This window comes from Intrasporangium sp. Soil_C_50 (assembly GCF_057656595.1).
On the sequence record NZ_JBDGKB010000016.1, the window covers coordinates 1 to 24,728 of the forward strand.

The following is a 24,728-nucleotide window of genomic DNA, read 5'->3' on the forward strand; positions in this document are numbered from 1 at the left end:
GGAAGCTAAGCCCTTCAGCGCCGATGGTACTGCACTGGTGACGGTGTGGGAGAGTAGGACGCAGCCGGACACACATTGGTCGAGCGCCCCAGACGGAACTTCATTGATCCGACTGGGGCGCTCCCTTTTTTGTGCCCAGGAAGTGGCGTCGGCGCGGCCGGCGCGGAAGGATGACGACATGAGCGACCAGTACGGCGACGACGACCGGCGACGCTCCCACGACCGCGGTTCCGACGACCGCCGTGGCGGCCCGCGCCGCTCCGGTGGCGACCGAGGCGGTCGGCCCAGTGGAGACCGTCGCGACGACCGACGCAGCGACCGCCCCTCGAACGGTGGCGACCGCCGCCGTGATGGCGACCGCCCCTCGTATGGTGGCGACCGCCGTCGCGACGGCGACCGACCTTCGTATGGCGGCAGCCGTGGCGACGACCGGCGCAGCGACCGCCCCTCGTACGGTGGCAACCGCGGGGACGACCGGCGCAGTGACCGTCCTTCCTACGGCGGTGACCGCCGGCGTGATGGCGACCGACCTTCGTATGGCGGCAACCGCGGCGACGACCGGCGCAGTGATCGTCCTTCCTACGGTGGCGACCGCCGCCGCGACGGCGACCGTCCTTCCTACGGTGGCGACCGCCGCCGCGACGGCGACCGACCTTCCTACGGTGGCGACCGCCGCCGCGACGGCGACCGACCTTCCTACGGTGGCAACCGCGGCGACGACCGGCGCAGCGACCGTCCTTCCTACGGTGGCGACCGCCGCCGCGACGGCGACCGACCTTCCTACGGCGGCAACCGCCGCGACGACCGACGCAGCGACCGTCCTTCCTACGGCGGTGACCGCCGCCGCGACGGCGACCGACCTTCCTCCGGCGGCAACCGCCGCGACGACCGACGCAGCGACCGTCCCTCGTACGGTGGCGACCGTGACCGAGACCGCTCGGGCGGGCGGCCGCGCCGCGACGACCGCGCCCCGGAGCAGCGCGGGGGTTCGCGGCTCACGCCGAAGTCCCCGCGCAAGCCGGAGCCGGCCATCCCCGAGGGCGTCACGGGCTACGAGCTGGACCGCGGCGTCAAGAACCAGCTGCGCACCCTGTCCAAGGAGAACGCCGAGGGCGTCGCCCAGCACCTCGTCATGGTGGCCGAGCTGCTCGACGTCGACGTCGAGGCAGCCCTCGCGCACGCCGAGACGGCCGTCCGCCGTGCCGGCCGGGTGCCGGCCGCCCGCGAGGCACTCGGCCTCGTCGCCTATCGCATGGGTGACTGGGCCCGGGCGCTCGGCGAGTTCCGCACGGTTCGCCGGCTGTCCGGCTCGAGCCACCTGCTGCCGCTCATGGTCGACTGCGAGCGCGGCCTGGGCCGCCTGTCCAAGGCTCTCGAGCTCGCCCAGACCCCGGAGGCTCAGAACCTCGCCGTCGACGACCGTGTCGAGCTCGCGATCGTCGTGTCCGGCATCCGTCGCGACCTCGGCCAGCTCGATGCCGCGGCCGCGGGTCTGTCCGACCTCGTGAAGCGGGTCAACCCCAACCGACCGCTCGCCGCACGCCTCTACTACGCCTACGCCGACGCCCTCCTCGGTGCCGGCAACGCCGACGGGGCTCGCGAGTGGTTCGCCCGCGCTGCCGACGCCGATCACGACCTGACGACCGACGCCGCCGAGCGCCTCGAGGAGCTCGACGGGATCGACCTGACCGACCTGCTCGAGGGCGAGGACGACGACGATGACGAGCTCGGCGCCGACGCCGACGTCGACGCCGACCCCGAGCCGGACGGCCCGCGCGAGCGTGACTGAGCAGGCCTTCGTCGACGGCTACACCGGAGTCGTCTGCGACCTCGACGGTGTCGTCTACCGCGGTGACGACGCCGTCGACGGTGCGCCGAAAGCCTTGCAGGATATCGTTGCCCGCGGCGTCGCCGTCGTCTACGCGACGAACAACGCCTCCAGGGTGCCGGCCGACGTCGCCGCCCAGCTGGCCGGCCTCGGTGCTCCCGGCGGCGCGGACGACATCGTCACGAGTGCCCAGGCCGGCGCCGAACGGCTCGCGTCCATGTTGGACCCGGACTCGCCGGTGCTCGCCCTCGGCGGCCCCGGTGTGGCCGAGGCGCTGGAGCGTGCCGGCCTGCGGCCGGTCGCTCCGAAGGAGCTCGACGAGCGCGGGGACACGTCGTGCGCGGCCGTGCTGCAGGGCTTCGGTCGCAACCTGAGCGTGCTCGACTTCGAGCGGGCCGCGCGCCTGCTCGGCTCGGGCACCCCGTGGGTGGCGACGAACGACGACGCGACCCTGCCCCTCCCGTGGGGCGACGCGCCGGGCAACGGGGCGTACGTCGACCTGCTCGCGTCGGCCGTCGGTCGCCGACCCGATGTCGTCGGCAAGCCGCACGCGCCGCTGTACCACCTCGCGACCGCCCGGCTCGGGGCCGAACCCTCGCAGGTGCTCGCTGTCGGAGACCGGCTCGACACCGATATCGCCGGCGCCCGCGCCGCGGGCACCGACTCGGCGTGGGTGCTCACGGGCGTCGATCGCCCCAGCCACCTGCTCGACACGGACCTGCGCCCGACGGTCGTCGTGCGTCATCTCTCCGACCTCCTTGCGCACATCGAGCTGCCGAGCCGGGAGCACGACTCCTGGTCGTGCGGTGCCAGCCGCGTTCGCCTGCACGGCGACGACCTCGAGGTGGTCGAGGCGGGCACCGACCGCGGTGACCTGCTGCGCGCCGGGCTGGCGGCCCTCGTGGAGCGTCGTGACTCCGGCCACGCCGGCGCAGTGCTCGCCGACGCGGGGGCCCGCCTCGACGGCCTCGCGGCGGGTCACCCGCTAGCCTGACCCGAGCGGCACCCACGACGACGGAGGACGACATGTTCGGCGACGAACCCCGACAGGCCGACGCGGACGAAACCACGCCCGAGCTCGATCGGGACGGGAGCGACGTCACGTCCTTCGAGCCGGCGAACGAGGTCGACACCACCGAAACCGGGGACGACGCGGGGGTGCCCTTCGAGCCGGCTTTCGACGAGCGGCCGGTGCCTGAGGCACCGGCCACCGGCGACACCGCTATCGACGAGGCGATGGCCGAGCTCGCTGTGGCACAGGCGGGTTCGTTCGAGGCGCGCATCGAGGCCGGGGAGCGCGCCCACCGGCTCCTGCAGGGCCGGCTGGGCGGCCTCGGCGAGGCGTGAGCGCCCGCAGGCTCGACGCCGAGCTCGTCCGACGAGGGCTGGCCCGGTCCCGGGCGCAGGCCCGTGAGCTCGTCGACGCCGCGAGCGTCCTCGTCGACGGCCGCCCGGCCGTCAAGGCGTCCGCGCCGGTCGACGACGACACGACGATCACCCTGACGCGCGAACCCGACCGCTGGGTCGGCCGGGCTGCGCTCAAGCTGCTCCACGCGCTCGACACGTGGACGGTGCCGGTCGAGGGCCGTCGCTGCCTCGACGTCGGCGCGAGCACCGGCGGCTTCACCCAGGTGCTGCTCGAGCACGGAGCCGCTCACGTGACGGCCCTCGACGTCGGGCACGGCCAGCTCGTCGTGTCCCTGGCCGAGGACCCGCGCGTGCGCGACCTGCCCGGGACCAACATCCGCGACGTCGACGCCGCCGACCTCGGTGGGCCGTTCGACCTCGTCGTCTCCGACCTGTCCTTCATCTCCTTGGCCATCGCACTGCCGGCCATGCGCCCGCTCGTCACCGATGACGGCGACCTCGTCGTCCTCGTCAAGCCGCAGTTCGAGGTCGGGCGCGAGCGGCTCGGGCACAAGGGCGTGGTCACCTCCCGGCACGAGCACCGACGTGTGCTGCGCGACGTGGCGGGCGTGGCCGCGCGGCTCGGGCTGCACCTGCACGGTGCCACGGCGAGCCCCATCACCGGAACCGACGGCAACCGCGAGTTCCTCTTCTGGCTCGCGCCCAGGCCCGCACCCAGGCCCGCACCCGGCACAGACCCAGAGGCCGGAACGGACCGCGTCGATGACATGCTGGAGGCCCTCGACCCGGAAGGAGCGCCGTGACGCGTCGGATCCTGCTCGTGGCCCATCCGCGCCGACCCGAGGCGCTGGCGGTCGCCAAGGGGGTCGTCGAGCGCCTGACCCACCTCGGCATCGACGTGTCGCTGCAGACCGAGGAGGCCGAGGCCCTCGACCTCAAGGACAGCGCCCGCGTCCACGTCGCCTCCAAGGAGGAGCAGGTCGCCGAGGGGTGCGACCTCGTGGTCGTCCTCGGCGGTGACGGCACGATCCTGCGCGGGGCCGAGTTCGCCCGCCGCGTCGACGTGCCGCTGCTGGGCGTCAACCTCGGGCACGTCGGCTTCCTCGCGGAGGCCGAGCGCGACGACCTCGACGCCACCGTCGAGCACATCGCCACGAACAACTACGCCGTCGAGGAGCGCATGACGCTGCACGTCGACGCCAAGCTGCACGGAGAGCTCATCGCCAGCAGCTGGGCGCTCAACGAGGTCAGTGTCGAGAAGGCCGCCCGCGAGCGGATGCTCGAGGCGACGATCGAGGTCGACGGCCGTCCGCTGCAGAGCTGGGGGTGCGACGGCGTCATCGTCTCGACGCCGACCGGCTCGACGGCCTACGCGTTCTCCGCCGGTGGCCCGGTCATCTGGCCCCAGGTCGAGGCGATGCTCCTCGTGCCGAGCGCCGCGCACGCGCTCTTCGCCCGTCCCCTCGTGCTCGGGCCGGACTCCCACCTCGCGATCGAGATCAAGGCGGCCACCGAGGGGTCCGGGGTCATGTGGTGCGACGGCCGCCGCCACGTCGCCCTGCCGCCGGGGGCCCGGATCGAGGTGCGCAAGGGCATCCGCCCGGTCCGCCTCGCCCGGCTGAGCCGCGCCCCGTTCACCGACCGGCTCGTGGCCAAGTTCGACCTCTCCGTCGAGGGCTGGCGGGGCAACGGCGATGCCGTGCAGCCCGGCCAGATCGACGCGTCGGGCCTGTCGGGGGACAAGCCCCCGGCCGTTGGGGGTGCCCGGCCCTAAGGTGGGTCCCGTGTTCAGCCAGATGCGGATCCGCGGCGTCGGGGTCATCGACGAGGCCGTCCTCGACCTCAGTCCAGGCCTCAACGTGCTCACCGGCGAGACCGGTGCCGGCAAGACGATGGTGGTCTCGGGACTCGGGCTGCTGCTCGGTGAGCGCGCCGACTCCGGGCTCGTGCGCGCGGGCGCCGACTCCGCCTTCGTCGAGGGCGTCGTCCAGCTGCCGCTCGACCACCCCGCGCTCGTGCGGGCCGACGACGCCGGCGCCGAGCACGACGACGGCGAGCTCGTCATCGCCCGCACGATCGCGGCGTCGGGTCGCAGCCGCGCCCACGTCGGGGGCCGCACCGCCCCGGTGGGGGTGCTCGCCGACCTCGGCGAGCTGCTCGTGGCCGTGCACGGCCAGGCCGACCAGTGGCGGCTCAAGCAGGGCGACGCCCACCGGGAGGTTCTCGACGACTTCGGTGGTGCTCCCCTCCACGAGCTGCGCGACCGCGTCGGTGCCCTGCACGACCGTTGGCGCGAGACGCGTCGGGAGCACGAGCGGCTCGTGGGCGAGGCGCGCGAGCGCGCCCGCGAGATCGACGGGCTGACTGCCTCCCTCGAGGAGATCGAGGCCGTCGACCCCCAGCCGGGGGAGGACCTCGCCCTGCGTGCCGAGGACGAGCGGCTGGCCCACGCCGACACGCTGCGCCTCGCGGCCGGCCAGGCCCTCGCCGACCTCAGCGGCGACGATTTCGCCGCCGAGTCGGCCCCCAACGTCCGCGAGCTGATCGCCGGCGCCCGGTCGGCACTCGCACCGGCCACCGACCACGACGAGGCCCTGCGCGGCCTCGACGAACGGCTGCACGAGGTCGGCACGCTTGTCACCGAGCTCTCGGCCGACCTGGCCGCCTACCTCGACGACGTCGAGCTCGACCCCGAGCGGCTCGCCTTCGTCCAGCAACGGCGCGCCTCGCTCGGCGCGCTGACCCGCAAGTACGGCGAGACCGTCGACGAGGTGCTCGCGTGGGGACAGCGGTCTGCCGCGCGCCTCGACGAGCTCGTCCGCGCCGACGACCGGGTCGCGGGCCTGGCCACCGAGCTCGATGCGGTGGAGGCCGAGCTGGTCGCGGCCGCGGTCGCGCTCTCGGACGCCCGGCGCGCGGCCGCGCAGGAGTTCGCGACCCGCGTCTCGGCCGAGCTCGCCCACCTGTCCATGGGCAAGGCGGTGCTCGCCGTCGACGTTCGCCACCGCACCGACCCCGAGGGCACGCCGCTTCCGGCCGGCGACCGGGTGCGCCTGTCCCGCACGGGGATCGACGAGGTCGAGATCCTCCTTGCAGCGAACGCCGGCGCCCAGCCGAGGAGCGTCGCCCGAGCCGCGAGCGGTGGCGAGCTGTCGCGCGTCATGCTCGCGCTCGAGGTCGTCGGCGCCCACACCGCGACGTCCGGACCGCCGACCTTCGTCTTCGACGAGGTCGATGCCGGGGTCGGCGGCCGCGCGGCGCTCGACGTCGGCGCTCGGCTCGCGGCCCTCGCCGAGCAGGCCCAGGTCATCGTCGTCACCCACCTGGCCCAGGTCGCGGCCTTCGCCGACCGACACCTCGTGGTGCACAAGGCCGACGACGGACGCGTCACCTCGAGCAGCGTCAGCACCGTCGAGGGCCCGGACCGGCTGCGTGAGCTCTCCCGGATGATGGGTGGCGACCCCGACTCCGAGGCGGGCCTGGCCCACGCCGAGGACCTCCTCGAGCAGACCGCGTCGGCCCGCGCCGAGGCCACCCGGAAGCCCGCACGCGGCCGAGCCGCGTCGACCGCAGGCAAGCGGCGCGCGACGGGCCGGTCGAAGGAGCGGAGCAAGGCGTCCTGACCCGCGTCGTCCCAGCGCCGACCGGCCGTGACGGCGGGTTCGGGCCGACGTGGAAGGATTGCCCTGCCATGTCGATCTCCATCCGCCGCCGCGGCCACGTCCCCGACTCCGGTCCGGGCGTGGTCGGTCCTGCGCGCGTCGACCGGCGCACCAAGAACCTCACGAAGCGGCTGCAAGCCGGCGACATCGCCGTCATCGACCACACCGACCTCGACAAGGTCAGTGCCGACGCCCTCGTGACGGCCCGCCCGGCCGCGGTCGTCAACGCCGCGGCGTCGATCAGCGGGCGCTACCCCACCCTGGGCCCGCAGATCCTCGTCGAGGCGGGCATCCCGCTGCTCGACGCGGCCGGCCATGACGTCATGGACCTCGAGGACGGCGCATCCTTGCGCCTCGACGGCGACGACCTGTGGGCCGGGGAGCGCCGGGTCGCGACCGGCCGGCTCCTCGACGCCGAGGCCGTGGCGGCGGACATGCACGAGGCAAGAGCGGGCCTCGCGGTGCAGATCGAGGCCTTCGCGACGAACACCATGGAGTTCATCCGCAAGGAGCGCGACCTGCTCCTCGACGGCATCGGGATCCCGCCGATCACGACCGAGATCGACGGCCGGCACTGCCTCATCGTCGTGCGCGGCTACCACTACCGCGAGGACCTCGAGACGCTGCGGCCCTACATCCGCGAGTACCGGCCCGTCCTCATCGGGGTCGACGGCGGCGCCGACGCGATCCTCGAGGCCGGGCACAAGCCCCACCTCATCGTGGGCGACATGGACTCGGTGTCCGACCAGGCGCTGACGTGCGGTGCCGAGGTCGTCGTCCACGCCTACCGCGACGGCCGCGCGCCCGGCCTGGCCCGGGTGCAGGCCCTCGGCATCGAGCCGGTCGTCTTCCCGGCCGCCGGCACCAGCGAGGACGTCGCCATGCTGCTCGCCGACGACGCCGGGGCCGAGCTCATCGTCGCCGTCGGCACGCACGTCACGCTCGTCGAGTTCCTCGACAAGGGCCGCGACGGGCAGGCGTCGACCTTCCTGACCCGCCTGCGCGTCGGTGGAAAGCTCGTCGACGCCAAGGGCGTCAGCCGCCTCTACCGCGCGCGCATCCCGGGACGCCTGCTGGTCGCCATGTGCATCGCCGGGCTGCTCGCCCTGTTCGCCGCGCTCGCGGCGACGCCCGGCGGGGAGGCGTGGCTGCAGGTCGTGGCCGCACGCTGGGACGACCTCTGGAACGCCATCGTTGGGATCTTCACGTGATCGACTTCCGCTACCACCTCGTCTCCATCATCTCGATCTTCCTCGCGCTCGCCGTCGGCATCGTCCTCGGCGCCGGGCCGCTGCAGTCGACGATCGGCGACACCCTCGGCGACCAGGTCATCGCGCTCCGCTCGGAGAAGCAGACCCTCAACGACAAGCTGACGACGAGCGAGAAGCTCGTCGAGGCCTCCGACGAGTACGCGACCGCGGTCCAGCCGCGTGTCGTGCAGGGGCGTCTGACCGGCCACCGGGTCGTCACCGTCGTGCTCCCGTCGGCCGACGGCACGCTCGCCGACAGCCTCGAGAACGTCGTCCCGCAGAGCGGGGCCACGAGCACCGGGACCGTCACCGTGAGCCAGGACTGGTTCGACCCGTCCCAGGCCGCCGACCGCGAGCAGGCGGCCAAGGCGTCGGCGGCCGCTCTCGGGCTGCACACCACCGCCTCGGGGGACGCGCTGCTCGACGATGTGCTGACGCACCTGCTCGTGTCGCGCACCGAGACGACGTCCTCGGCCCAGCGCACGGCCGCGCTCAAGGTGCTCACCGACGCCGGCCTCGTCGACAGCAGCGCCGCCGACCTCGCGCCCGCCGACCTCGCCGTCGTGGTCTCCGGCGACTTCGCGGGCACGCAGGCCGCCGTCGACACCCGCAGCGAGGACATCCGCTCCATCGTCTCGGGGCTCGCGTCGGGCTCCAACGGCACCGTCGTCGCAGGCGGCGAGCCGGTGGCGGCCGCCGGTCAGCCCGCGTCGTCGGACGCCGTGGCGGCGGTCCGCTCGAAGTCGGAGACCGCCGACGTCGTCGCCACGGTGGACCACGCCCGCGCGGGCAACGGCCCCGCCGTCGTCGTCCTCGCCGTCGAGGGCCTGCTCGACAACCGGGTCGGCCACTACGGCATCTCGGCCGGCGCGTCGGCGACGGTGCCGAGGGTGCTTCCGTGACGGCCGGGCGACGTGGCGAGTCCCTCCTCGCCGTCGCCGCCTCCGCTGCCGCCGCATGGGCCACGAGCCGCGCGGGGCGCCACCTCCCGCGGCCGCTCGCACAGCCCTGGGAACGGACCAACCACGCCGGTCGCACCGTCACCCTCCTCGAGGGGCCGGCCTTCGTCGTGGGCGCGCTCGCGGGCGCGACACTCGCGCCGGCCGTGCGTCCGACAAACCCGGCGCACCGGGCCGCCGTAGCGGTCGCGGCCGGAGCGGCGGGTGCCCTCGGAGCCCTCGACGACCTGGCCGGGGGGACGGCCGACAAGGGCCTGCGCGGCCACCTCGCCGCCCTGCGCCGCGGCGAGGTGACGACCGGTGCCGTCAAGGTCGTCGGCCTCGCCGCCACCGGCCTCGCCGCGGCCGCCCTGTCCGACGGGTCCGGCGCCGGCCGCCGTCCGCGCGGGGGAGCCCTCGCGACGCTCGTCGGGGGCGCCGTGGTGGCCGGGGCCGCCAACGCCGTCAACCTCTTCGACCTGCGCCCGGGCCGCGCCCTCAAGGTCACCGTGGCCGCCGCTGCACCGCTCGCCGGCACGACCGCCGGTGCAGCCGCCCTCGGCGCGTCCCTCGGGGTCGTCGGGGACGACCTGGCCGCCCGCTCGATGCTCGGCGACACGGGCGCGAACGCCGCAGGAGCCCTGGTCGGGCTCGCCGTCGTCGAACGCTCGGGCCTGGCCGGACGGCTGGTCGCCCTCGCCGGCCTCACGGCCCTGACACTCGCCTCCGAACGCGTCAGCTTCACCCGCGTCATCGAGGGCAACCGGGTGCTGCGCGCCGTCGACGAGTGGGGCAGGGGCCCGCGGTGAGCGCACCGGCCACGGGCGGACCCGCCGGGGGGCGGGCCGCCGGCGCCGGCATGTTCGCCGCGGCCGGAACCATCGCCGTCATCACCCTCGTGGCCCGCGTCGTCGGCTTCGGCCGGTGGTTCGTCTTCTCCCACTCGGTGGGCGCGACGTGCGTCGGCAGCGTCTACCAGTCGGTCAACGCGGTCCCGAACGTCCTCTTCGAGATCGCCGCCGGTGGCGTGCTGGCCGCGGTCGCGGTACCGCTCGTCGCCGGGGCCCTGGCCCGCGGGGCCCGGCACGACGCCGACACCACGGCGTCGGCGCTGCTCACGTGGGTCGTGCTCGTCCTCGTGCCCCTCGGGCTGCTCGTCGCGCTCGCGGCCCGTCCGATCGCGTCGGCCCTGCTCGGCACCGGCTGCGCGGCCGAGGTCGACCTCGGCGCCGAGCTGCTCGTGGTGTTCGCCGCCCAGGTGCCGCTCTACGGCCTCGCCATCGTCCTCGCCGGCGTGCTCCAGGCGCACCGACGCTTCGTCGGACCGGCGCTCGCCCCGCTGCTGTCGAGCCTCGTCGTGATCGCCACCTACCTGCTCTACCGGGCGCTCGTGGCCGACCCGGCGGCCGAGATCCCCGCCGTGCCCGGCGGTGCGATCGCGGTGCTGGCCGGTGGCACGACGCTCGGCGTGCTGGCCCTCGGCGTGCCGCTGCTCCTGCCGGTGCGCCGCGCGGGCATCCGGCTGCGGCCGCGGCTCCGGTTCCCGGCCGGGGTGGGGTCGCGGGTGCGCACCCTCGCCGTCGCCGGCCTGCTCGCCGTCGCCGGGCAGCAGGTTGCCACCCTTGTCGTGATCCGGTTGGCCAACGACCGCGGCGGCGCCGGCACGCTCAACGTCTACACGTACGCGCAGGCCGTGACGCTCCTGCCCTACGCCGTGCTCGCCGTCCCGCTCGCCACCGCGGCCTTCCCGTCGCTCGCCGGGGCGGCCGGCGCGGCCAGACCCGACGCCGGTGCCGACGCCGTCGCGACGCTGCGCCGGGCCTGGCTCGGGACGCTCGTCGTCGGGGTGGCCGGCGTCGCCGGGCTCGTGGCCGTGGCCCGTCCCGTCGGCTGGTTCTTCGCGAACCTCGACGCGGGATCACACGACGACGCGACGCTCGAGACCCTTGCCGCGATGGGGGACGCCGTGACGCTCTTCGCGCCGTCGGTGCTCGGCCTCGCCGTCATCGGCCTGTTGACCCGGGCGTCGTACGTGCGCGGCTCGGCCGTGCTCGCCGGTGCCCTCGCGGCCGGCGGCTGGCTCGCCTCAGCCGTGATCGCCCTGCTGGTGCTGAACCCCTCCGACGCGGGCGGGCCGACCACGCTGCGGGTGCTCGCGGCGTCGACGAGCGCCGGCCTGCTCCTCGGCGCCGTCGCCCTCGCCGTCCTCGTCGCTGCCTCGTGGGGAGGGCGGGCGCTGGCCGTGCCGTTCCGGCCGGTGCTCGCCACGACGGTCGGTGCGGTCGTGGCCGGCCTCGCGGGTCGTGGCGTCTCGGGGCTGCTCGAGATCCACGGTCTGGGTGGGTCGCTCGGTACCAGCCTCGTCCTCGGGCTCGCCGTCGGACTGCTCGCCCTCGTCCTCATGGCGGGCCTGGCTCTTGCCGTGGACCCGTCCCTCCTGCGCCGGCTGCGGCGGGACCGGGTCGGCCCGGGCGTCGGGGGAGCGGGCGCGGCTCCCGCCCCGGCAAGCACCGGCTCCACGGCCGTCGACGGGCAGGATGCCCCATGAGGTTCCTCGTCGTGCTCGGCCGCTCCACCGGCGGCATCGGCGCCCACGTCGGCGACCTCGTCGCCGGGCTCCGCGACGCCGGCCACGAGGTCGTCGTCGTCACGGCGGCCTCGACCGCCGACGCGCTCGGCTGGACCGACGCGCGACCCCTGTGGCCCGTGCACCACGGTTGGCGTGCCCCGCGTGGCCTGCTCGACTGGCACCGGATGATGCGCCTCGCGTCCGGGGCCGACGTCGTCCACGCCCACGGCCACCAGGCTGCGGTCGTCGCGGCCGTGGCGGCGGCCCGGGCCCGTCCTCGCCCGCGACTGGTCGTCTCGCTGCACAACGACCTGCCGCCCGGTACGCGCCGGCCGGCCCGGACCCTCGTCCGGTGGGCCCTGCGGCGGGCCGACCTCGTCACCGGGGCCAGCACCGACCTCGTCGACCTCGCCCGCTCGTTCGGCGCCCGACGCGTCGAGGCGGCCGACGTCCCCTCGCCGCGCACGGCGTCGCTCCTCGCTGCCGACGTCCTCGGTCACCGCGAGCGCGCCGAGCTGCTCGCGTCCGCCGGTGTGCCGGCCGACCGACCGGTCGTGCTCACGGTGTCCCGCATCGCGCCCCAGAAGCAGCTGGGCACCCTCGTGGAGGCCGCCGCCGCGTCCACGGAGCCGGCGACGTGGGTCGTCGTCGGTGACGGCGACGCCGGGCTGCGGGCCGCGCTGGAGGCCCACGCAGACAGCATGGGCGCCCCGGTGCACTTCGTCGGGCGACGCAGCGACGTCGACGTGTGGCTCCGGGCCGCCGACGTGTTCGTCCTCACCAGCCGGTGGGAGGCGCGCGCGCTCGTCGTCCAGGAGGCCATGGCGGCCGCCCTGCCGGTCGTCGTGCCTCGCACCGGCGGGCTGCCCGGTCTCGTCGGCGACGCCGGCGTCCTCGTGCCCGTCGGCGACGCCGCAGCCCTCGCGGATCAGGTCGACCGCCTGCTCCGCGACCCCGCGTCGCGCCACGCCCTGGGCTTCACGGCACGCGTCGAGGCTGGCCGCTGGGCCACGCCGGAGGACGAGGCGCGCCGGTGGGCCGAGCGTTACACCGAGCTGCTCCGCGGATGACGTAGACTTAAAGCCCGTGGTGGAAACGACGAAGCACATCTTTGTGACCGGGGGCGTGGCCTCTTCGCTCGGCAAGGGCCTCACGGCATCCAGCCTCGGACGACTTCTCCGTTCGCGCGGTCTGCGCGTGACGATGCAGAAGCTCGATCCCTATCTCAACGTCGACCCCGGGACGATGAACCCGTTCCAGCACGGCGAGGTCTTCGTGACCGACGACGGCGCCGAGACCGACCTCGACATCGGTCACTACGAGCGCTTCCTCGACGTCAACCTCGTCGGCAGCGCGAACGTGACGACCGGCCAGGTCTACAACAACGTCATCGCCAAGGAGCGCCGCGGCGAGTACCTCGGCGACACGGTCCAGGTCATCCCGCACATCACGAACGAGATCGTGTCGCGGATGCGGGCGCTCGCGACCGGCGGTCCCGACGCCCCGGACGTCATCATCACCGAGATCGGCGGCACCGTCGGCGACATCGAGTCGCTGCCCTTCCTCGAGGCCGCCCGCCAGGTGCGTCACCTCATCGGACGCGACAACAGCTTCTTCCTCCACGTCTCGCTCGTGCCGTACCTGGCCCCGAGCGGCGAGCTGAAGACGAAGCCGACGCAGCACTCGGTGGCGGCGCTGCGCCAGGTCGGTATCCAGCCCGACGGTCTCGTGCTCCGCGCCGACCGCGAGATCCCGGAGCCGATCAAGCGCAAGATCTCGCTCATGTGCGACGTCGACGTCGACGCGGTCGCCGCGGCCGTCGACGCCCCGAGCATCTACGACATCCCGAAGGTCCTGCACCGCGAGCGCCTCGACGCCTACGTCATCCGCCGCCTCGGCCTCAACTTCCGCGACGTCGACTGGACCGAGTGGGACCAGCTGCTCCAGCGCGTGCACGACCCCGAGCACGAGGTCGAGGTCGCGCTCGTCGGCAAGTACATCGACTTGCCCGACGCGTACCTGTCGGTCACCGAGGCCCTGCGCGCCGGTGGCTTCCACCACGACGCGAAGGTCAACATCCGCTGGGTCGCGAGCGACGAGTGCCAGACGCCGGCCGGTGCGCAGCGCGCCCTCGGCGGCGTCGACGCGATCCTCGTGCCCGGCGGCTTCGGCGTGCGCGGCATCGAGGGCAAGCTCGGCGCGCTGTCGTGGGCCCGCGAGAAGCAGGTGCCGACCCTCGGCATCTGCCTCGGCCTGCAGTGCATGGTCATCGAGTACGCTCGCACCGAGCTCGGCGTCGCGGATGCGAGCTCGACCGAGTTCGACCCGCAGACCCAGCACCCCGTCATCGCGACGATGGAGGAGCAGAAGGCGTTCGTCGAGGGCGCCGGCGACCTCGGCGGCACGATGCGACTCGGCCTCTACCCGGCGGCCCTCAAGGAGGGCAGCGTGGTCCGCGAGGCCTACGGCTCGGCCGAGGTCAAGGAGCGCCACCGCCACCGCTACGAGGTGAACAACGCCTACCGCGCGGACCTCGAGCAGGCCGGTCTCGTGTTCTCGGGCACCTCGCCCGACGGCACGCTGGTCGAGTTCGTCGAACTGCCGCGTGAGGTGCACCCGTACTACGTGTCGACGCAGGCCCACCCGGAGTTCCTCTCGCGTCCGAACCGCGCCCACCCGCTCTTCGCGGGCCTCATCGGCGCGGCCCTCGAGCGTCAGCGCAGTGAGCGGCTCGTCGAGGTGGAGCGTCGTCGCTCGGAGGCCGCCACCGACGCCTCGAACGCCTCGCCCGAGCTCGCGCCGGCCGACGGGTCGCCTGTGCCGGTTGCCGTCTCCGTCGACCACGACTGACGCGTGAGCCCTTCCGACATGACGGGCCGCTCCGGCCTGTCCGCGCCGATCGGCTCGGGCGAGGACGTCGTCGAGGAGTGGCGCAGCCACCCGGTCGTCGACTCCCGGCTCGTCTTCGAGGGGCTCATCTTCGACGTCCGCCGCGACCGGGTCGACCTCGGCGACGGCGGCGTCGTGACCCGCGACTACATCGAGCACCCGGGCGCCGTCGCCGTCCTCGCCCTGCGCGAGGTCGGCGGCGCCCCGCACGTGCTGCTCATCCAGCAGTACCGGCACGCCTCGACCGGCTTCGTCTGGGAGCTGCCGGCCGGGCTGCTCGACGTCGCGGGGGAGCCGCCGTGGCAGGCCGCCGCCCGCGAGCTCGCCGAGGAGGTCGACCTGCTCGCCGACGACTGGCACGTCCTCGCCGACGACGTCACCTCGCCCGGCGCGTTCGGCGAGACGGTCCGGGTGTTCCTGGCCCGTGGGCTGCACGACGTGCCCGACGCCGACCGCCACGAGCGCACCGCCGAGGAGCTGACCCTGCGCCCGCTGTGGGTGCCGCTCGACGACGCCGTCGAGGCCGCGCTCGCGGGGCGCATCAGCAACTCGGCGACGCTCGTCGGGCTGCTCGCCGCGCACGCCTCCCGAAGCGGCGGCTGGGCCTCGCTGCGTCCGCGCGACGCCGCCTGGCCGGCGCGCGAGGCCCAGGCCGCGCGGCGTTGAGAGCCAGCGGCCGGGTGCGCGAGGTGACGGGTTCGACCGGGGGACAAGCGTGCCCGTGCGGCAGCGGCCTCGACCTCGCCCGGTGCTGCGGCCCCGTCGTCGACGGTCGACGTCTCGCCGCGACGGCCGAGGAGCTGATGCGCTCGCGCTACACCGCCTTCGCCACCGGCGCGGCCGACCACCTCTTCCGCACGTGGCACCCGCGGACGCGTCCGCGCGTCGTCGACCTCGACCCGTCGACACGGTGGACCGGCCTCACCGTCGTGCGCACCGTGGACGGTGGGCCCGAGGACGACCACGGCGTCGTCGAGTTCGTCGCGTGGTGGGAGGACCGCGGGATCCGGTCAGCCGGCCCCGGCGGCGCGGGTCGGGGTGAGCTGCACGAGGTCAGCAGGTTCTCCCGACGGGCCGGCCGCTGGCTCTACGTCGACGGCGACCACTCCTGACCGACGGCGCAGCACCGCCACGGCGACGCCGCCGAGCAGCAGGACGCCACCGGCCAGCTCGAGCGGGTGCGGGCGCTCGGCGTAGACGAGCCCGGCGGCCGCCATCCCGAAGACCGGTACGAGCATCGCGAACGGCGTGACGCGCGCGACGGGGTACCGCGCGAGCAGCGTGTTCCAGATGCCGTAGCCGACGAGCGAGGACAGGTAGGCGGTGTACGCCGTCGAGACCAGCGCCGGCCATTGCACGTGCGTCAGGGCGTTCCCGATGGCGTCCGGGCCCTCGAGCAGCAGCGACAGCGCGAGGGCGGGCAGCGGCACCACGAGCCCCGACCAGACCACGACGCCGAGCCCCGAGCCCGGTCCGAGCGCGCCTGCGCGTCGGGTCAGGACGTTGCCGACGGCCCACGACACGGCCGCGAGGACGAGGACGACGAGCGGCAGCAGTGGAGCGGAGAGGCCGCGACCGGCCGCGATGGTGAGCAGGCCCGCGCCGCCGAGGGCGACGCCGACGCGCTGGGCCGTGGACGGGTGCTCGCGCAGCCACACGGCGGCGATGACGACGGTGAGGAGCACCTGCGCCTGGAGCACGAGCGAGGCCAGCCCGGGCGGCATGCCGAGGTGCAGCGAGACGTACAGGAGGGCGAACTGGCCGAGGCTGGTGAAGAGACCGATGAGGGCGAGGTCGCGCCACGGCAAGGCCGGTCGCCGCACGAGGAACACCGCCGGGATGCAGACGACGACGAACCGGACCGCGAGGAACAGCAGCGGCGGGACCGAGTCGAGGCCGGTCCGGATCGCGACGAAGTTCGTGCCCCACAGCAGGGCGACGAGGACGGCGAGGGCGGTGTCACGGCGGCGCATGCGCCCATCGTCGGGGACAACAACCGTTCACGTCCATCAAACTGTCATGCCACTCACTGTGTAGCATTGCTGCATGATCGATCCGGTCGCCCTCCGCTCGCTCGTCGCCGTCGAGACCCACGGGTCGGTCGGGGCGGCGGCGACCGCCCTCGACTACACCCCGAGCGCGGTGTCGCAGCAGATCAAGCGCCTCGAGAACCAGACCGGCGTGCAGCTGCTCGAGCGCCAGGGCCGCGGCGTCCTGCTCACCGAGGCCGGGCGCACCTTGTGCGAGTCGGCGCGCGACCTGCTCTCGCACATGGAGCGGCTCGAGTCGCGCCTGCACGGCGTCAGCGGCGCCGCCGTCGGCACGGTCCGCCTCGCGACTTTCGCCACCGCCTACCGCGGCATCGTCGTCGGCGCCCTCGGCCGGCTGCGCGCGGCGGCCCCCGGTGTCGAGCTGCGCCCCGACGAGATCGACCCGTGGGACGCCGTCGACGCCGTCGCGTCGGGGGCGCACGACCTCGCGCTCGTGCACAACTGGGAGCCGCTGCCGCTCGCGATCCCCGACCACCTGGAGGTGCGTCACCTGGGCCGGGATCGTGCCGACGTCCTCGTCCACGCCGGCCACCCCTTGGCCGGCCGAACGAGCATCGGGGTCGGCGACGTGCTCGACGAGGAGTGGGCCAGCGTGGCACCCGGCTCGATCTGCCACCAGTGGCTGCAGAAGATGTACTTCGACGTCGGCCGGGCGCCACGCATCGGGCACGTCGCCCTCGAGTTCGCGACGCACGTGGCGCTCGTCGCGCACGGCGAGGCGATCGCGCTCGTGCCGCGGCTCGGCCGCGGGCCACTGCCCTCGACCGTCGTCGCCGTACCCATCGTCGATCCCGTGTCCGAGCGCACTGTGAGCCTCGTGTGGCGACGCACCATGACCGCCAGCCCCGCGCTCGCCGCGGCCGTGGAATCCCTTGCGGCAGAGGCGTCGCGGGACCTCACCCCGGTCTAGGGGCCGGGCGGGCGGCCCCGCGACGAGCTCAGCCCTCGAGCACGACCAGCTGCTGCGTGGCCCGCGTCATCGCGACGTACCGGTCGACCGCTCCCTCGATGCCGGTGCCGAACCGCTCGGGCTCGACGAGGACGACGAGGTCGAACTCGAGGCCCTTGGCCAGCAGCGGCGTCAGCGACCGCACCCGCGGGCGCTCGGCGAACGACGCGTCACCGATGACGCACGCGACGCCCTCGGCGTGGTCGTCCAGCCACCGCGCGAGCAGCGGCTCCAGCTCCGCCCGGGTGCCGTGCAGCACGGGCCGTCCGCTCTCGCGGATCGAGGTCGGCACGTTGGCGTCGGGCAGGGCCGCGCGGATCACCGGCTCCGCCTGCGCCATGACCTCGCTCGGCGTGCGGTAGTTGACCGTGAGGGAGGCGAGCGTGACCCGGTCGAGGCCGACGCGCCCCAGCCGTTCCTGCCACGACTCGGTGAACCCGTGGCGGGCCTGCGCGCGGTCGCCGACGACCGTCAGGCTGCGCGAGGGGCAGCGGGCCAGCAGCATCTGCCACTCCGCGTCGGTCAGCTCCTGGGCCTCGTCGACGACGACGTGCGCGAACGGCCCGGCGAGCAGGTCGGCGTCGGCGGGCGGCACGAGGTCCCCGTCGTCGAGAGCACCGGCCAGGTCCTCGCCGCGCAGCATCGACATGACGTGCATCTCGGAGTCGTCCGAGGCGATGAGGTGCTCGACGACCTTGGCCCGCATCTCGCGCTCGGCCGCGAGGGCCGCCTCCTTGTGCCGGCGGCGAGCGGACGCGCCCGGGTCGCCGAGCCGCTGCCGGGCGAGGTCGAGGATCGGCAGGTCGGACACCGTCCACGCCTGCGCATCCGGACGCTGGAGGGCGCGGATCTCCTCGAGGGTGAGCCACGGTGCCGCGAGGTGCAGGTAGGCCGGCACCGTCCACAGGTCGCCGGCGAGGTCGGACGCGTCGATGCTCGGCCAGGCCCGCCCGAGCACCCCGAGCAGGTCCTCGTCGCGCACCACGGCCCGGCGCAGCTGCTCGGGCGACGCGGCCGTATCGTCAGGGTCGTCGGTGTCGTCGGGGTCGTGGTCGGCCTCGTACTTCGCGACGAGGATCTCGGCGACCTCGTCGAGCACCTGGTCGCGGGCCTCGTGGTGCGGCGTGCCCGGCTCGACGGCAGCGACGGCGGTGGCCCAGTCGGCCGCGGACAGCCACAGGTCGGCCCACGGCGTCGACACCTCGAGCCCGGAGCCGGGGGTCTCCTCGTAGAAGCGCACCGCCCGGTCGATCGCGCCGACCCAGTCGGCGGACGCCTTGAGCCGGGCCACCTCGGCGTCGGGCTCGGGCCGCGCGGTCGCCCCCTCCGGCAGCAGGTCACGCAGGGTGCACGTCTGCACGCCCTCCTCGCCGAGGCTCGGCAGCACGTCCGAGACGTAGGCGAGGTACGGCTCGTGGGGCCCGACGAAGAGCACCCCGCCGCGGCGGTGACCGAGGCGCGGGTCGGAGTAGAGCAGGTAGGCGGTGCGGTGCAGGGCGACGACGGTCTTGCCCGTGCCCGGGCCGCCGTCGACGACGAGCGCGCCGCGCGAACCGGCCCGGATGACGGCGTCCTGGTCGGCCTGGATGGTGCCGAGCACGTCGCGCATCCGCTCCGAGCGCTCCGCGCCGAGGCTGGCGACGAACGCCGACTGGTCGTCGAGCGAGGCGTGCGAGGCGAACGTCGCCGGCGTGAAGACCTCGTCCCAGTAGTCGCTGACGCGCCCGCGGGTCCAGCGGTAGCGGCGGCGGCTCTCCAGGCCCATCGGGTTGGCGTGCGTCGCACCGAAGAACGGCTCGGCCGCGGGGGAGCGCCAGTCGACGAGCAGGCGCCGACCGGACGTGTCGGTCAACCCGAGACGGCCGACGTAGACCGGCTCGGCGCCAACCGACACGTCGCCGGCGGGCACCATGCGCCCCAGGCAGAGGTCGAGGCCGAAACGACGCAGGGTGCGCAGCCGGGCCGTGAGCCGGTGCACCTCCTGGTCGCGCTCGAGCGCGGTCTGGCCGTGGCCCGCCGGCGCGCGCCGGGCGGCGTCGAGCCGGTCGGTGAGGTCGTCGACCGTCCGCTCGAGGGTCTCGGCGATCGCCGCGAAGTGGGCCTCGTCGGCGGCGACGAGGGCCGGGTCGGCCTTGTGGGCCAGGCGGTCCGGGAGGTCGAAGGCGTGGGTGGTCAGCGGGGTCAACGCATCAGCTCCGATCGGTGCCGGGCCGCCCCTCGACGGCCTCGGCCCGCGATTCTGCGCCACGACCGGGGCCTTGCCGCAAGACCCCCGGTGCGTTGTACGTTGGAGATGGAGGGGACGTCCCTCCTGGTGGGGGGGCAGAGCGCGCGGTCAGGTCGTGACCGGTGCCGCCTCCTCTGTCGCGGCGCGGGCCTCGAGCGACGCCTGCTGGCGCCGTGACGGCTGGTCGAGGCGCAGCGGCTTGCGCAGCCGCCCCAAGGGCTTCTCGACGAGCACCCACGACAGCCACGAGATGACGATCGCCGCCGCGATGAGCACGAGGTTGCGGGGCGTCGAGTGCTCCCCGAGCAGCTTGCTGTTGATGAAGGTCTGGTGCCACAGGTACAGCGCGTAGCTGATGGTGCCGAAGAACACCATGACCCGGGAGCCGACGAGGCGCGAGTGGCCCTGGACCGCGGCGTAGACCAGCCAGACGCCGATGAGGGCGAAGACCGCACCGAGCGGCCGGAAGAGCGGGTGGTCGACCGAGAGCGCCCGGCCCGGGAACGAGGAGACCGCCACGAGGACGAGGAACGGTACGACCGGGTTCGTCGCGGGCAGGCTGATGCCGCGGTCCTTGAGCTGCGCGAGGGCGAACGCGAGGCCCACACCGAGCAGGAGGGCGAAGGCGTTGGTCTCGGTGGAGATGTCGAGCCGGGCGAAGGCGCCCTGGGTCCACACGCTGTAGAAGGTCGCGACCGCGGCGAGGGTGAGCACGATCGTCATGGCCCGGGAGCGGAACCACCGGACGATGACGATGAAGAGCGCCGGCCAGATGACATAGAACTGCTCCTCGACCGACAGCGACCAGAGGTGGTTGAGCACCCCGAGGTCGGTGCCGAGGATCCGCACGTAGTTGCCGACGTAGAGGATCGAGGCGATCGCCTGCACGGGGTAGTGCGCCAGGGCGGAGGGCTGGGTGGCGGCGAGCAGCACGGGCACGGCGGCCAGCAGGACGATGAGGGCGGGCAGCAGGCGCAGCGCTCTACGGCCCCAGAAGCGCCAGAGGCTGAGCACGCCGTAGCGGTCGTGCTCGCGGATCAGCAGGCTCGTGATGAGGTAGCCGGACAGGACGAAGAAGAGGGTGACGCCGGAGAGCCCACCCCAGCGCACCGGGAGCCCGGAATGGGCGGCCACGACGAGGAGGATCGCGAGGCCGCGGACGCCGTCGAGGTCGCGGTTTCGGGTGTGCTGCACGCGGACAAGGCTAGGGGCAGACCCGGTCTAGGATGAAACCTCGGTGCCGCACGCCGACCGCGTGCGAGGCCACCCGAACCCCAGCGGCCCCTCGCGTCGCAACCCACCCGTCCTCGGAAGGATCCTCCGTGCTCCGCACTCACGAGGCCGGCACGCTCCGTGCCGACCACGCAGGCCAGACCGTCACCCTCACCGGTTGGGTGGCGCGTCGTCGAGACCACGGCGGGGTCGCCTTCCTCGACCTGCGCGACGCGTCCGGTGTCGCCCAGGTCGTCGCCCGCGACGAGGTGCTCGCCGAGGGGGGCGCCCACGACGTGCGCAACGAGTTCTGCGTCCGCGTCACCGGGGAGGTGCGTGTGCGCCCCGAGGGCAACGCCAACCCCGACCTGCCCACGGGCGACATCGAGGTCATCGTCGAGCAGCTCGAGGTGCTCAACCCGAGCGCTCCGCTGCCCTTCCAGATCGACGAGCGCGTGACGGTCGGCGAGGAGGCGCGCCTCAAGCACCGCTACCTCGACCTGCGCCGCCCGGGCGCCAGCTCGGCCGGCGCCGCGATCCGGCTGCGCTCGAAGGTCAACGCCGCCGCGCGCAAGGTGCTCGGCGCCCGCGACTTCGTCGAGATCGAGACCCCGACCCTGACCCGCTCGACGCCGGAGGGCGCCCGCGACTTCCTCGTGCCGGCCCGTCTCGCTCCCGGCTCCTGGTACGCCCTGCCGCAGAGCCCGCAGCTGTTCAAGCAGCTCCTCATGGTCGCCGGCATGGAGCGCTACTACCAGATCGCGCGCTGCTACCGCGACGAGGACTTCCGCGCCGACCGCCAGCCGGAGTTCACCCAGCTCGACATCGAGATGAGCTTCGTCGAGCAGGCCGACGTCATCGAGCTCGCCGAGGAGGTCGTGCGCGAGATCTGGTCGCTCATCGGCGTCGACCTCACCACGCCGTTCCTGCAGATGACCTACGCCGAGGCGATGGCGCGCTACGGCTCCGACAAGCCAGACCTGCGCTTCGGCAACGAGCTCGTCGAGTGCACCGACTACTTCGGCGACACGACCTTCCGCGTCTTCCAGGCCGAGTACGTCGGCGCCGTCGTCATGCCCGGCGGCGCGAGCCAGCCGCGCAAGCAGCTCGACGCCTGGCAGGAGTGGGCCAAGCAGCGTGGCGCCAAGGGTCTGGCCTACGTCCTCGTCCAGGGGGACGGCGAGCTCGGCGGCCCGGTCGCCAAGAACCTCACCGACGCCGAGCGTGCCGGCCTCGCCGCCCACGTCGGCGCGCAGCCGGGCGACTGCATCTTCTTCGCCGCCGGCGCCACCAAGGCCAGCCGGGCGCTCCTCGGTGCGGCTCGACTCGAGATCGGGCGCCGCTGCGGCCTCATCGACGAGAGCGCCTGGAGCTTCCTCTGGGTGCTCGACGCCCCGCTGTTCGAGCCGGCCGCCGATGCCACCGCCTCGGGCGACGTCGCCCTCGGCTACAGCGCCTGGACCGCGGTGCACCACGCCTTCACCTCGCCGAAGAAGGAGTTCGAGGACACCTTCGACACCGACCCCGGCTCGGCGCTCGCCTACGCCTACGACATGGTCTGCAACGGCAACGAGATCGGCGGCGGCTCGATCCGTATCCACCGCCGTGAGGTGCAGGAGCGCGTCTTCCAGGTCATGGGCATCTCGCAGGAGGAGGCCCAGGAGAAGTTCGGCTTCCTCCTCGAGGCGTTCCTCTACGGCGCGCCGCCGCACGGCGGCATCGCCTTCGGCTGGGACCGCATCGTCTCGCTGCTCGCCGGCACCGAGTCGATCCGCGACGTCATCGCCTTCCCGAAGTCCGGTGGCGGCTACGACCCGCTCACCGCGGCCCCGGCGCCGATCACGGCCCAGCAGCGCAAGGAGGCCGGCGTCGACGCCAAGCCGGCCGGCTCGGCCCCGGCCCCGCAGGGCGCGCCCGAGGTGAGCCCCGTCCGCAGCTGACGGCTCCCGGACAACCGACACCGACGCAGAGGGCCGCCGTCCACGTGGACGGCGGCCCTCCGCCGTGCCCGGGACGGGGCGGCCCACGTCCACCGTCGCGTTCGAGCCGACCCGGCGTGGGTAGGAGCGAGGCGTCGAGCAGATCCGAGGAGGACCCGTGTCACTACGGCAGGAGACCGTGCCGTCCCAGACCCACGTCGACGAGCTCGTGCTCGTCCGGCACGGGGAGAGCGTCGGGAACGTCGCCGACGCCGACGCGCGCCGGCGCGGCGCCGGGCAGCTGGAGCTGGACACCCGCGACCCCGACACCCCGCTGTCGCCGCGCGGTGAGCAGCAGGCCGACGTGCTGGCCCGTGCCGTTCTGGGGTGGGAGCAGGCCGAGCGACCCGACGTCGTGCTCAGCTCTCCGTACGTCCGGGCGGCCCGTACGGCGGACGTCGTGACCGCCCGTCTCGGGATGGACGTGACGCTCGACGAGCGCCTGCGCGAACGCGACCTCGGGATCCTCGACGGGTTCACCGGCATCGGCATCCGCGAGACCTACCCCGCAGAGGCGCGTCGGCGCGAGCGGCTGGGCAAGTTCTACTACCGGCCTCCCGGTGGCGAGAGCTGGACCGACGTCGCGCTGCGGGTGCGTCACGTCCTCGTCGACCTCAGCACCGTCCAGCAGGGCCGGCGCGTCTGGGTCTTCACGCACCAGGCCGTCATTATGGCGTTCCGGCTCGTCCTCGAGGGCCTCGACGAGCAGCGGGTGCTCGAGCTGGACCGCGACGAGCCGCTCGGCAACTGCTCGCTGACGCGCTACCGGCGAGGGGAGGACGGGCGGTTGGGGCTCGTCGCGTTCGCCGACACCTCGCACCTGGCCTCCTCGGCCGTGGAGGAGACGCACGAGTCGAGCGCCGGGGGGCAAGACCGTGGCTGAGTCGCCGCGCCGGGTCGACGTCGAGATGCTCAGGGCGTGGGCGCTGCCGCAGCCGGGCGGGGACAAGAGCGACCGTGGCACCGTGCTCGTCGTCGGGGGTGCGCGCCAGACGCCGGGAGCGGTGCTGCTCGCCGCCGAGACGGCCCTGCGGGTCGGGGCCGGCAAGGTGCAGGTGGCCACCGCCGCGGACACGGCGTCGGGCCTGGCCGTGCGACTGCCGGAGGCGTACGTCGAGGCCTTGCCGGTGCTCGGGTCCGGCGAGCTCGCGGTCGCTGCCGCGGACCGGATCTGCGCCCTGGCCGAGGGGGTCGACGTCGTCCTGCTCGGCCCCGGCCTCGGGGACCCGGACGCGGCGCACCTGCTCCTCGAGCGGGTCGTGCCGCGGCTCGACACCACCGTGGCCCTCGACGCGCTCGGCACCGCGTACCTCACGGGCAACCTCGACGGCGTCCGCCACCTGGCGGGCCGGGTGCTGCTGACGCCCAACACCACCGAGCTGGCCGCGACGCTCCAGGCGGCCGAGGACGAGGTGGAGCAGGACGTGCTCGGGGCGGCACGACGGCTGGCCGACACCACCGGGGCCGTGGTGCTGAGCGGCGCCGACGTGTCGTACGTCGTGCACCCGGACGGAGCGGCGTGGGTGCACGACGCGGGTCCATCGAGCCTGGCCACGGCTGGCTCCGGCGACGTCAAGGCCGGGATCGTGGCCGGCCTCATGGCGCGGGGGGCATCACCGGAGCAGGCCGCGGTCTGGGGCACGTGGGCGCACGGGCGTGCGGGGGAGCGGCTCGAGGGCGACGAGGCGGGCTACCTGGCCCGCGACCTGAGTCGAGCCGCCCCGGCCGCCATCGCGGAGGCCGAGGCGGGCGGCGGGGAGCAGGCGTGCTTTACCCCACGCTGACCATGTGGCGCCTAACGTCGGA

22 protein-coding genes are annotated in these 24,728 nt (G+C 74.2%); 18 read left to right on the forward strand and 4 right to left on the reverse strand.

The genetic code is table 11. The features are described 5' to 3' along the window. Positions 1-100 precede the first annotated feature (100 nt). Positions 101-1,180, reverse strand: a complete 1,080-nt coding sequence (locus tag AC3A5R_RS20785) for a hypothetical protein (protein ID WP_487622676.1) — start codon at positions 1,178-1,180, stop codon at positions 101-103. On the opposite strand from AC3A5R_RS20785, the gene AC3A5R_RS20790 reads away from it, so the two are divergent. From AC3A5R_RS20790 to AC3A5R_RS20855, 14 genes are all read left to right on the forward strand, one after another. Then, positions 1,133-1,789 (forward strand): tetratricopeptide repeat protein, encoded by a 657-nt coding sequence (locus tag AC3A5R_RS20790; protein ID WP_487622677.1) that lies wholly within the window; start codon positions 1,133-1,135, stop codon positions 1,787-1,789. The genes AC3A5R_RS20785 and AC3A5R_RS20790 overlap by 48 nt on opposite strands. Next, positions 1,782-2,822 (forward strand): HAD-IIA family hydrolase, encoded by a 1,041-nt coding sequence (locus AC3A5R_RS20795; RefSeq protein ID WP_487622678.1) that lies wholly within the window; start codon positions 1,782-1,784, stop codon positions 2,820-2,822. Before AC3A5R_RS20790 ends, AC3A5R_RS20795 begins: the two co-directional genes overlap by 8 nt. A gap of 32 nt (positions 2,823-2,854) precedes the next feature. Beyond that, positions 2,855-3,175 (forward strand): hypothetical protein, encoded by a 321-nt coding sequence (locus tag AC3A5R_RS20800; RefSeq protein WP_487622679.1) that lies wholly within the window; start codon positions 2,855-2,857, stop codon positions 3,173-3,175. After that, on the forward strand, positions 3,172-3,999 hold the full coding sequence (locus tag AC3A5R_RS20805) for a TlyA family RNA methyltransferase (protein ID WP_487622680.1): 828 nt from the start codon (positions 3,172-3,174) through the stop codon (positions 3,997-3,999). The genes AC3A5R_RS20800 and AC3A5R_RS20805 overlap by 4 nt, the downstream gene beginning before the upstream one ends. Continuing rightward, a complete protein-coding gene (locus AC3A5R_RS20810; protein ID WP_487622681.1) occupies positions 3,996-4,970 on the forward strand; it encodes an NAD kinase in 975 nt (324 codons plus the stop codon). The genes AC3A5R_RS20805 and AC3A5R_RS20810 overlap by 4 nt, the downstream gene beginning before the upstream one ends. A gap of 10 nt (positions 4,971-4,980) precedes the next feature. After that, complete coding sequence (recN, locus tag AC3A5R_RS20815; protein WP_487622682.1) at positions 4,981-6,819, forward strand: DNA repair protein RecN; 1,839 nt, start codon at positions 4,981-4,983, stop codon at positions 6,817-6,819. A gap of 68 nt (positions 6,820-6,887) precedes the next feature. Further along, a complete protein-coding gene (steA, locus tag AC3A5R_RS20820) occupies positions 6,888-8,069 on the forward strand; it encodes a putative cytokinetic ring protein SteA (protein WP_487622683.1) in 1,182 nt (393 codons plus the stop codon). Continuing rightward, entirely contained in the window at positions 8,066-9,010 is a 945-nt protein-coding gene (locus AC3A5R_RS20825; protein WP_487622684.1) for a copper transporter, read from the forward strand. Before steA ends, AC3A5R_RS20825 begins: the two co-directional genes overlap by 4 nt. Then, positions 9,007-9,855 (forward strand): hypothetical protein, encoded by an 849-nt coding sequence (locus tag AC3A5R_RS20830; RefSeq protein WP_487622685.1) that lies wholly within the window; start codon positions 9,007-9,009, stop codon positions 9,853-9,855. The genes AC3A5R_RS20825 and AC3A5R_RS20830 overlap by 4 nt, the downstream gene beginning before the upstream one ends. After that, entirely contained in the window at positions 9,852-11,594 is a 1,743-nt protein-coding gene (murJ, locus tag AC3A5R_RS20835) for a murein biosynthesis integral membrane protein MurJ (protein ID WP_487622686.1), read from the forward strand. Before AC3A5R_RS20830 ends, murJ begins: the two co-directional genes overlap by 4 nt. Beyond that, positions 11,591-12,685, forward strand: a complete 1,095-nt coding sequence (locus AC3A5R_RS20840; RefSeq protein WP_487622687.1) for a glycosyltransferase family 4 protein — start codon at positions 11,591-11,593, stop codon at positions 12,683-12,685. Before murJ ends, AC3A5R_RS20840 begins: the two co-directional genes overlap by 4 nt. 16 nt (positions 12,686-12,701) lie before the next feature. Beyond that, complete coding sequence (pyrG, locus tag AC3A5R_RS20845) at positions 12,702-14,465, forward strand: CTP synthase (protein WP_487622688.1); 1,764 nt, start codon at positions 12,702-12,704, stop codon at positions 14,463-14,465. An 18-nt stretch (positions 14,466-14,483) separates the two neighbouring features. Beyond that, positions 14,484-15,170: an NUDIX domain-containing protein gene (locus AC3A5R_RS20850; RefSeq protein ID WP_487622758.1), complete on the forward strand. Its 687-nt coding sequence runs from the start codon at positions 14,484-14,486 to the stop codon at positions 15,168-15,170. A gap of 23 nt (positions 15,171-15,193) precedes the next feature. Continuing rightward, a complete protein-coding gene (locus AC3A5R_RS20855; RefSeq protein WP_487622689.1) occupies positions 15,194-15,616 on the forward strand; it encodes a YchJ family protein in 423 nt (140 codons plus the stop codon). Here AC3A5R_RS20855 and AC3A5R_RS20860 read toward each other — a convergent pair. Further along, a complete protein-coding gene (locus tag AC3A5R_RS20860) occupies positions 15,515-16,477 on the reverse strand; it encodes an EamA family transporter (protein WP_487622690.1) in 963 nt (320 codons plus the stop codon). The genes AC3A5R_RS20855 and AC3A5R_RS20860 overlap by 102 nt on opposite strands. A 73-nt stretch (positions 16,478-16,550) precedes the next feature. On the opposite strand from AC3A5R_RS20860, the gene AC3A5R_RS20865 reads away from it, so the two are divergent. Further along, positions 16,551-17,465 (forward strand): LysR family transcriptional regulator, encoded by a 915-nt coding sequence (locus tag AC3A5R_RS20865; protein WP_487622691.1) that lies wholly within the window; start codon positions 16,551-16,553, stop codon positions 17,463-17,465. A gap of 28 nt (positions 17,466-17,493) precedes the next feature. Here the strand turns inward: AC3A5R_RS20865 and helR are convergent, their stop codons facing one another. Both helR and AC3A5R_RS20875 read right to left on the reverse strand, forming a co-directional pair. Then, a complete protein-coding gene (gene helR / locus AC3A5R_RS20870) occupies positions 17,494-19,689 on the reverse strand; it encodes an RNA polymerase recycling motor ATPase HelR (RefSeq protein WP_487622692.1) in 2,196 nt (731 codons plus the stop codon). A gap of 150 nt (positions 19,690-19,839) precedes the next feature. Continuing rightward, positions 19,840-20,925: an acyltransferase family protein gene (locus AC3A5R_RS20875; RefSeq protein WP_487622693.1), complete on the reverse strand. Its 1,086-nt coding sequence runs from the start codon at positions 20,923-20,925 to the stop codon at positions 19,840-19,842. Between the two features lie 128 nt (positions 20,926-21,053). Here AC3A5R_RS20875 and aspS point away from each other — a divergent pair, with 128 nt between their 5' ends. The 3 genes from aspS to AC3A5R_RS20890 all read left to right on the forward strand — a co-directional run bounded on the left by aspS (position 21,054) and on the right by AC3A5R_RS20890 (position 24,706). Further along, the gene (gene aspS, locus AC3A5R_RS20880; RefSeq protein WP_487622694.1) at positions 21,054-22,883 is read left to right on the forward strand and encodes an aspartate--tRNA ligase; all 1,830 of its coding nucleotides are present in this window, start codon (positions 21,054-21,056) and stop codon (positions 22,881-22,883) included. Positions 22,884-23,040: 157 nt separating this feature from the next. Then, on the forward strand, positions 23,041-23,805 hold the full coding sequence (locus tag AC3A5R_RS20885; protein WP_487622695.1) for a histidine phosphatase family protein: 765 nt from the start codon (positions 23,041-23,043) through the stop codon (positions 23,803-23,805). Beyond that, complete coding sequence (locus AC3A5R_RS20890; protein ID WP_487622696.1) at positions 23,798-24,706, forward strand: NAD(P)H-hydrate dehydratase; 909 nt, start codon at positions 23,798-23,800, stop codon at positions 24,704-24,706. Before AC3A5R_RS20885 ends, AC3A5R_RS20890 begins: the two co-directional genes overlap by 8 nt. The last annotated feature ends 22 nt before the right edge of the window (positions 24,707-24,728 follow it).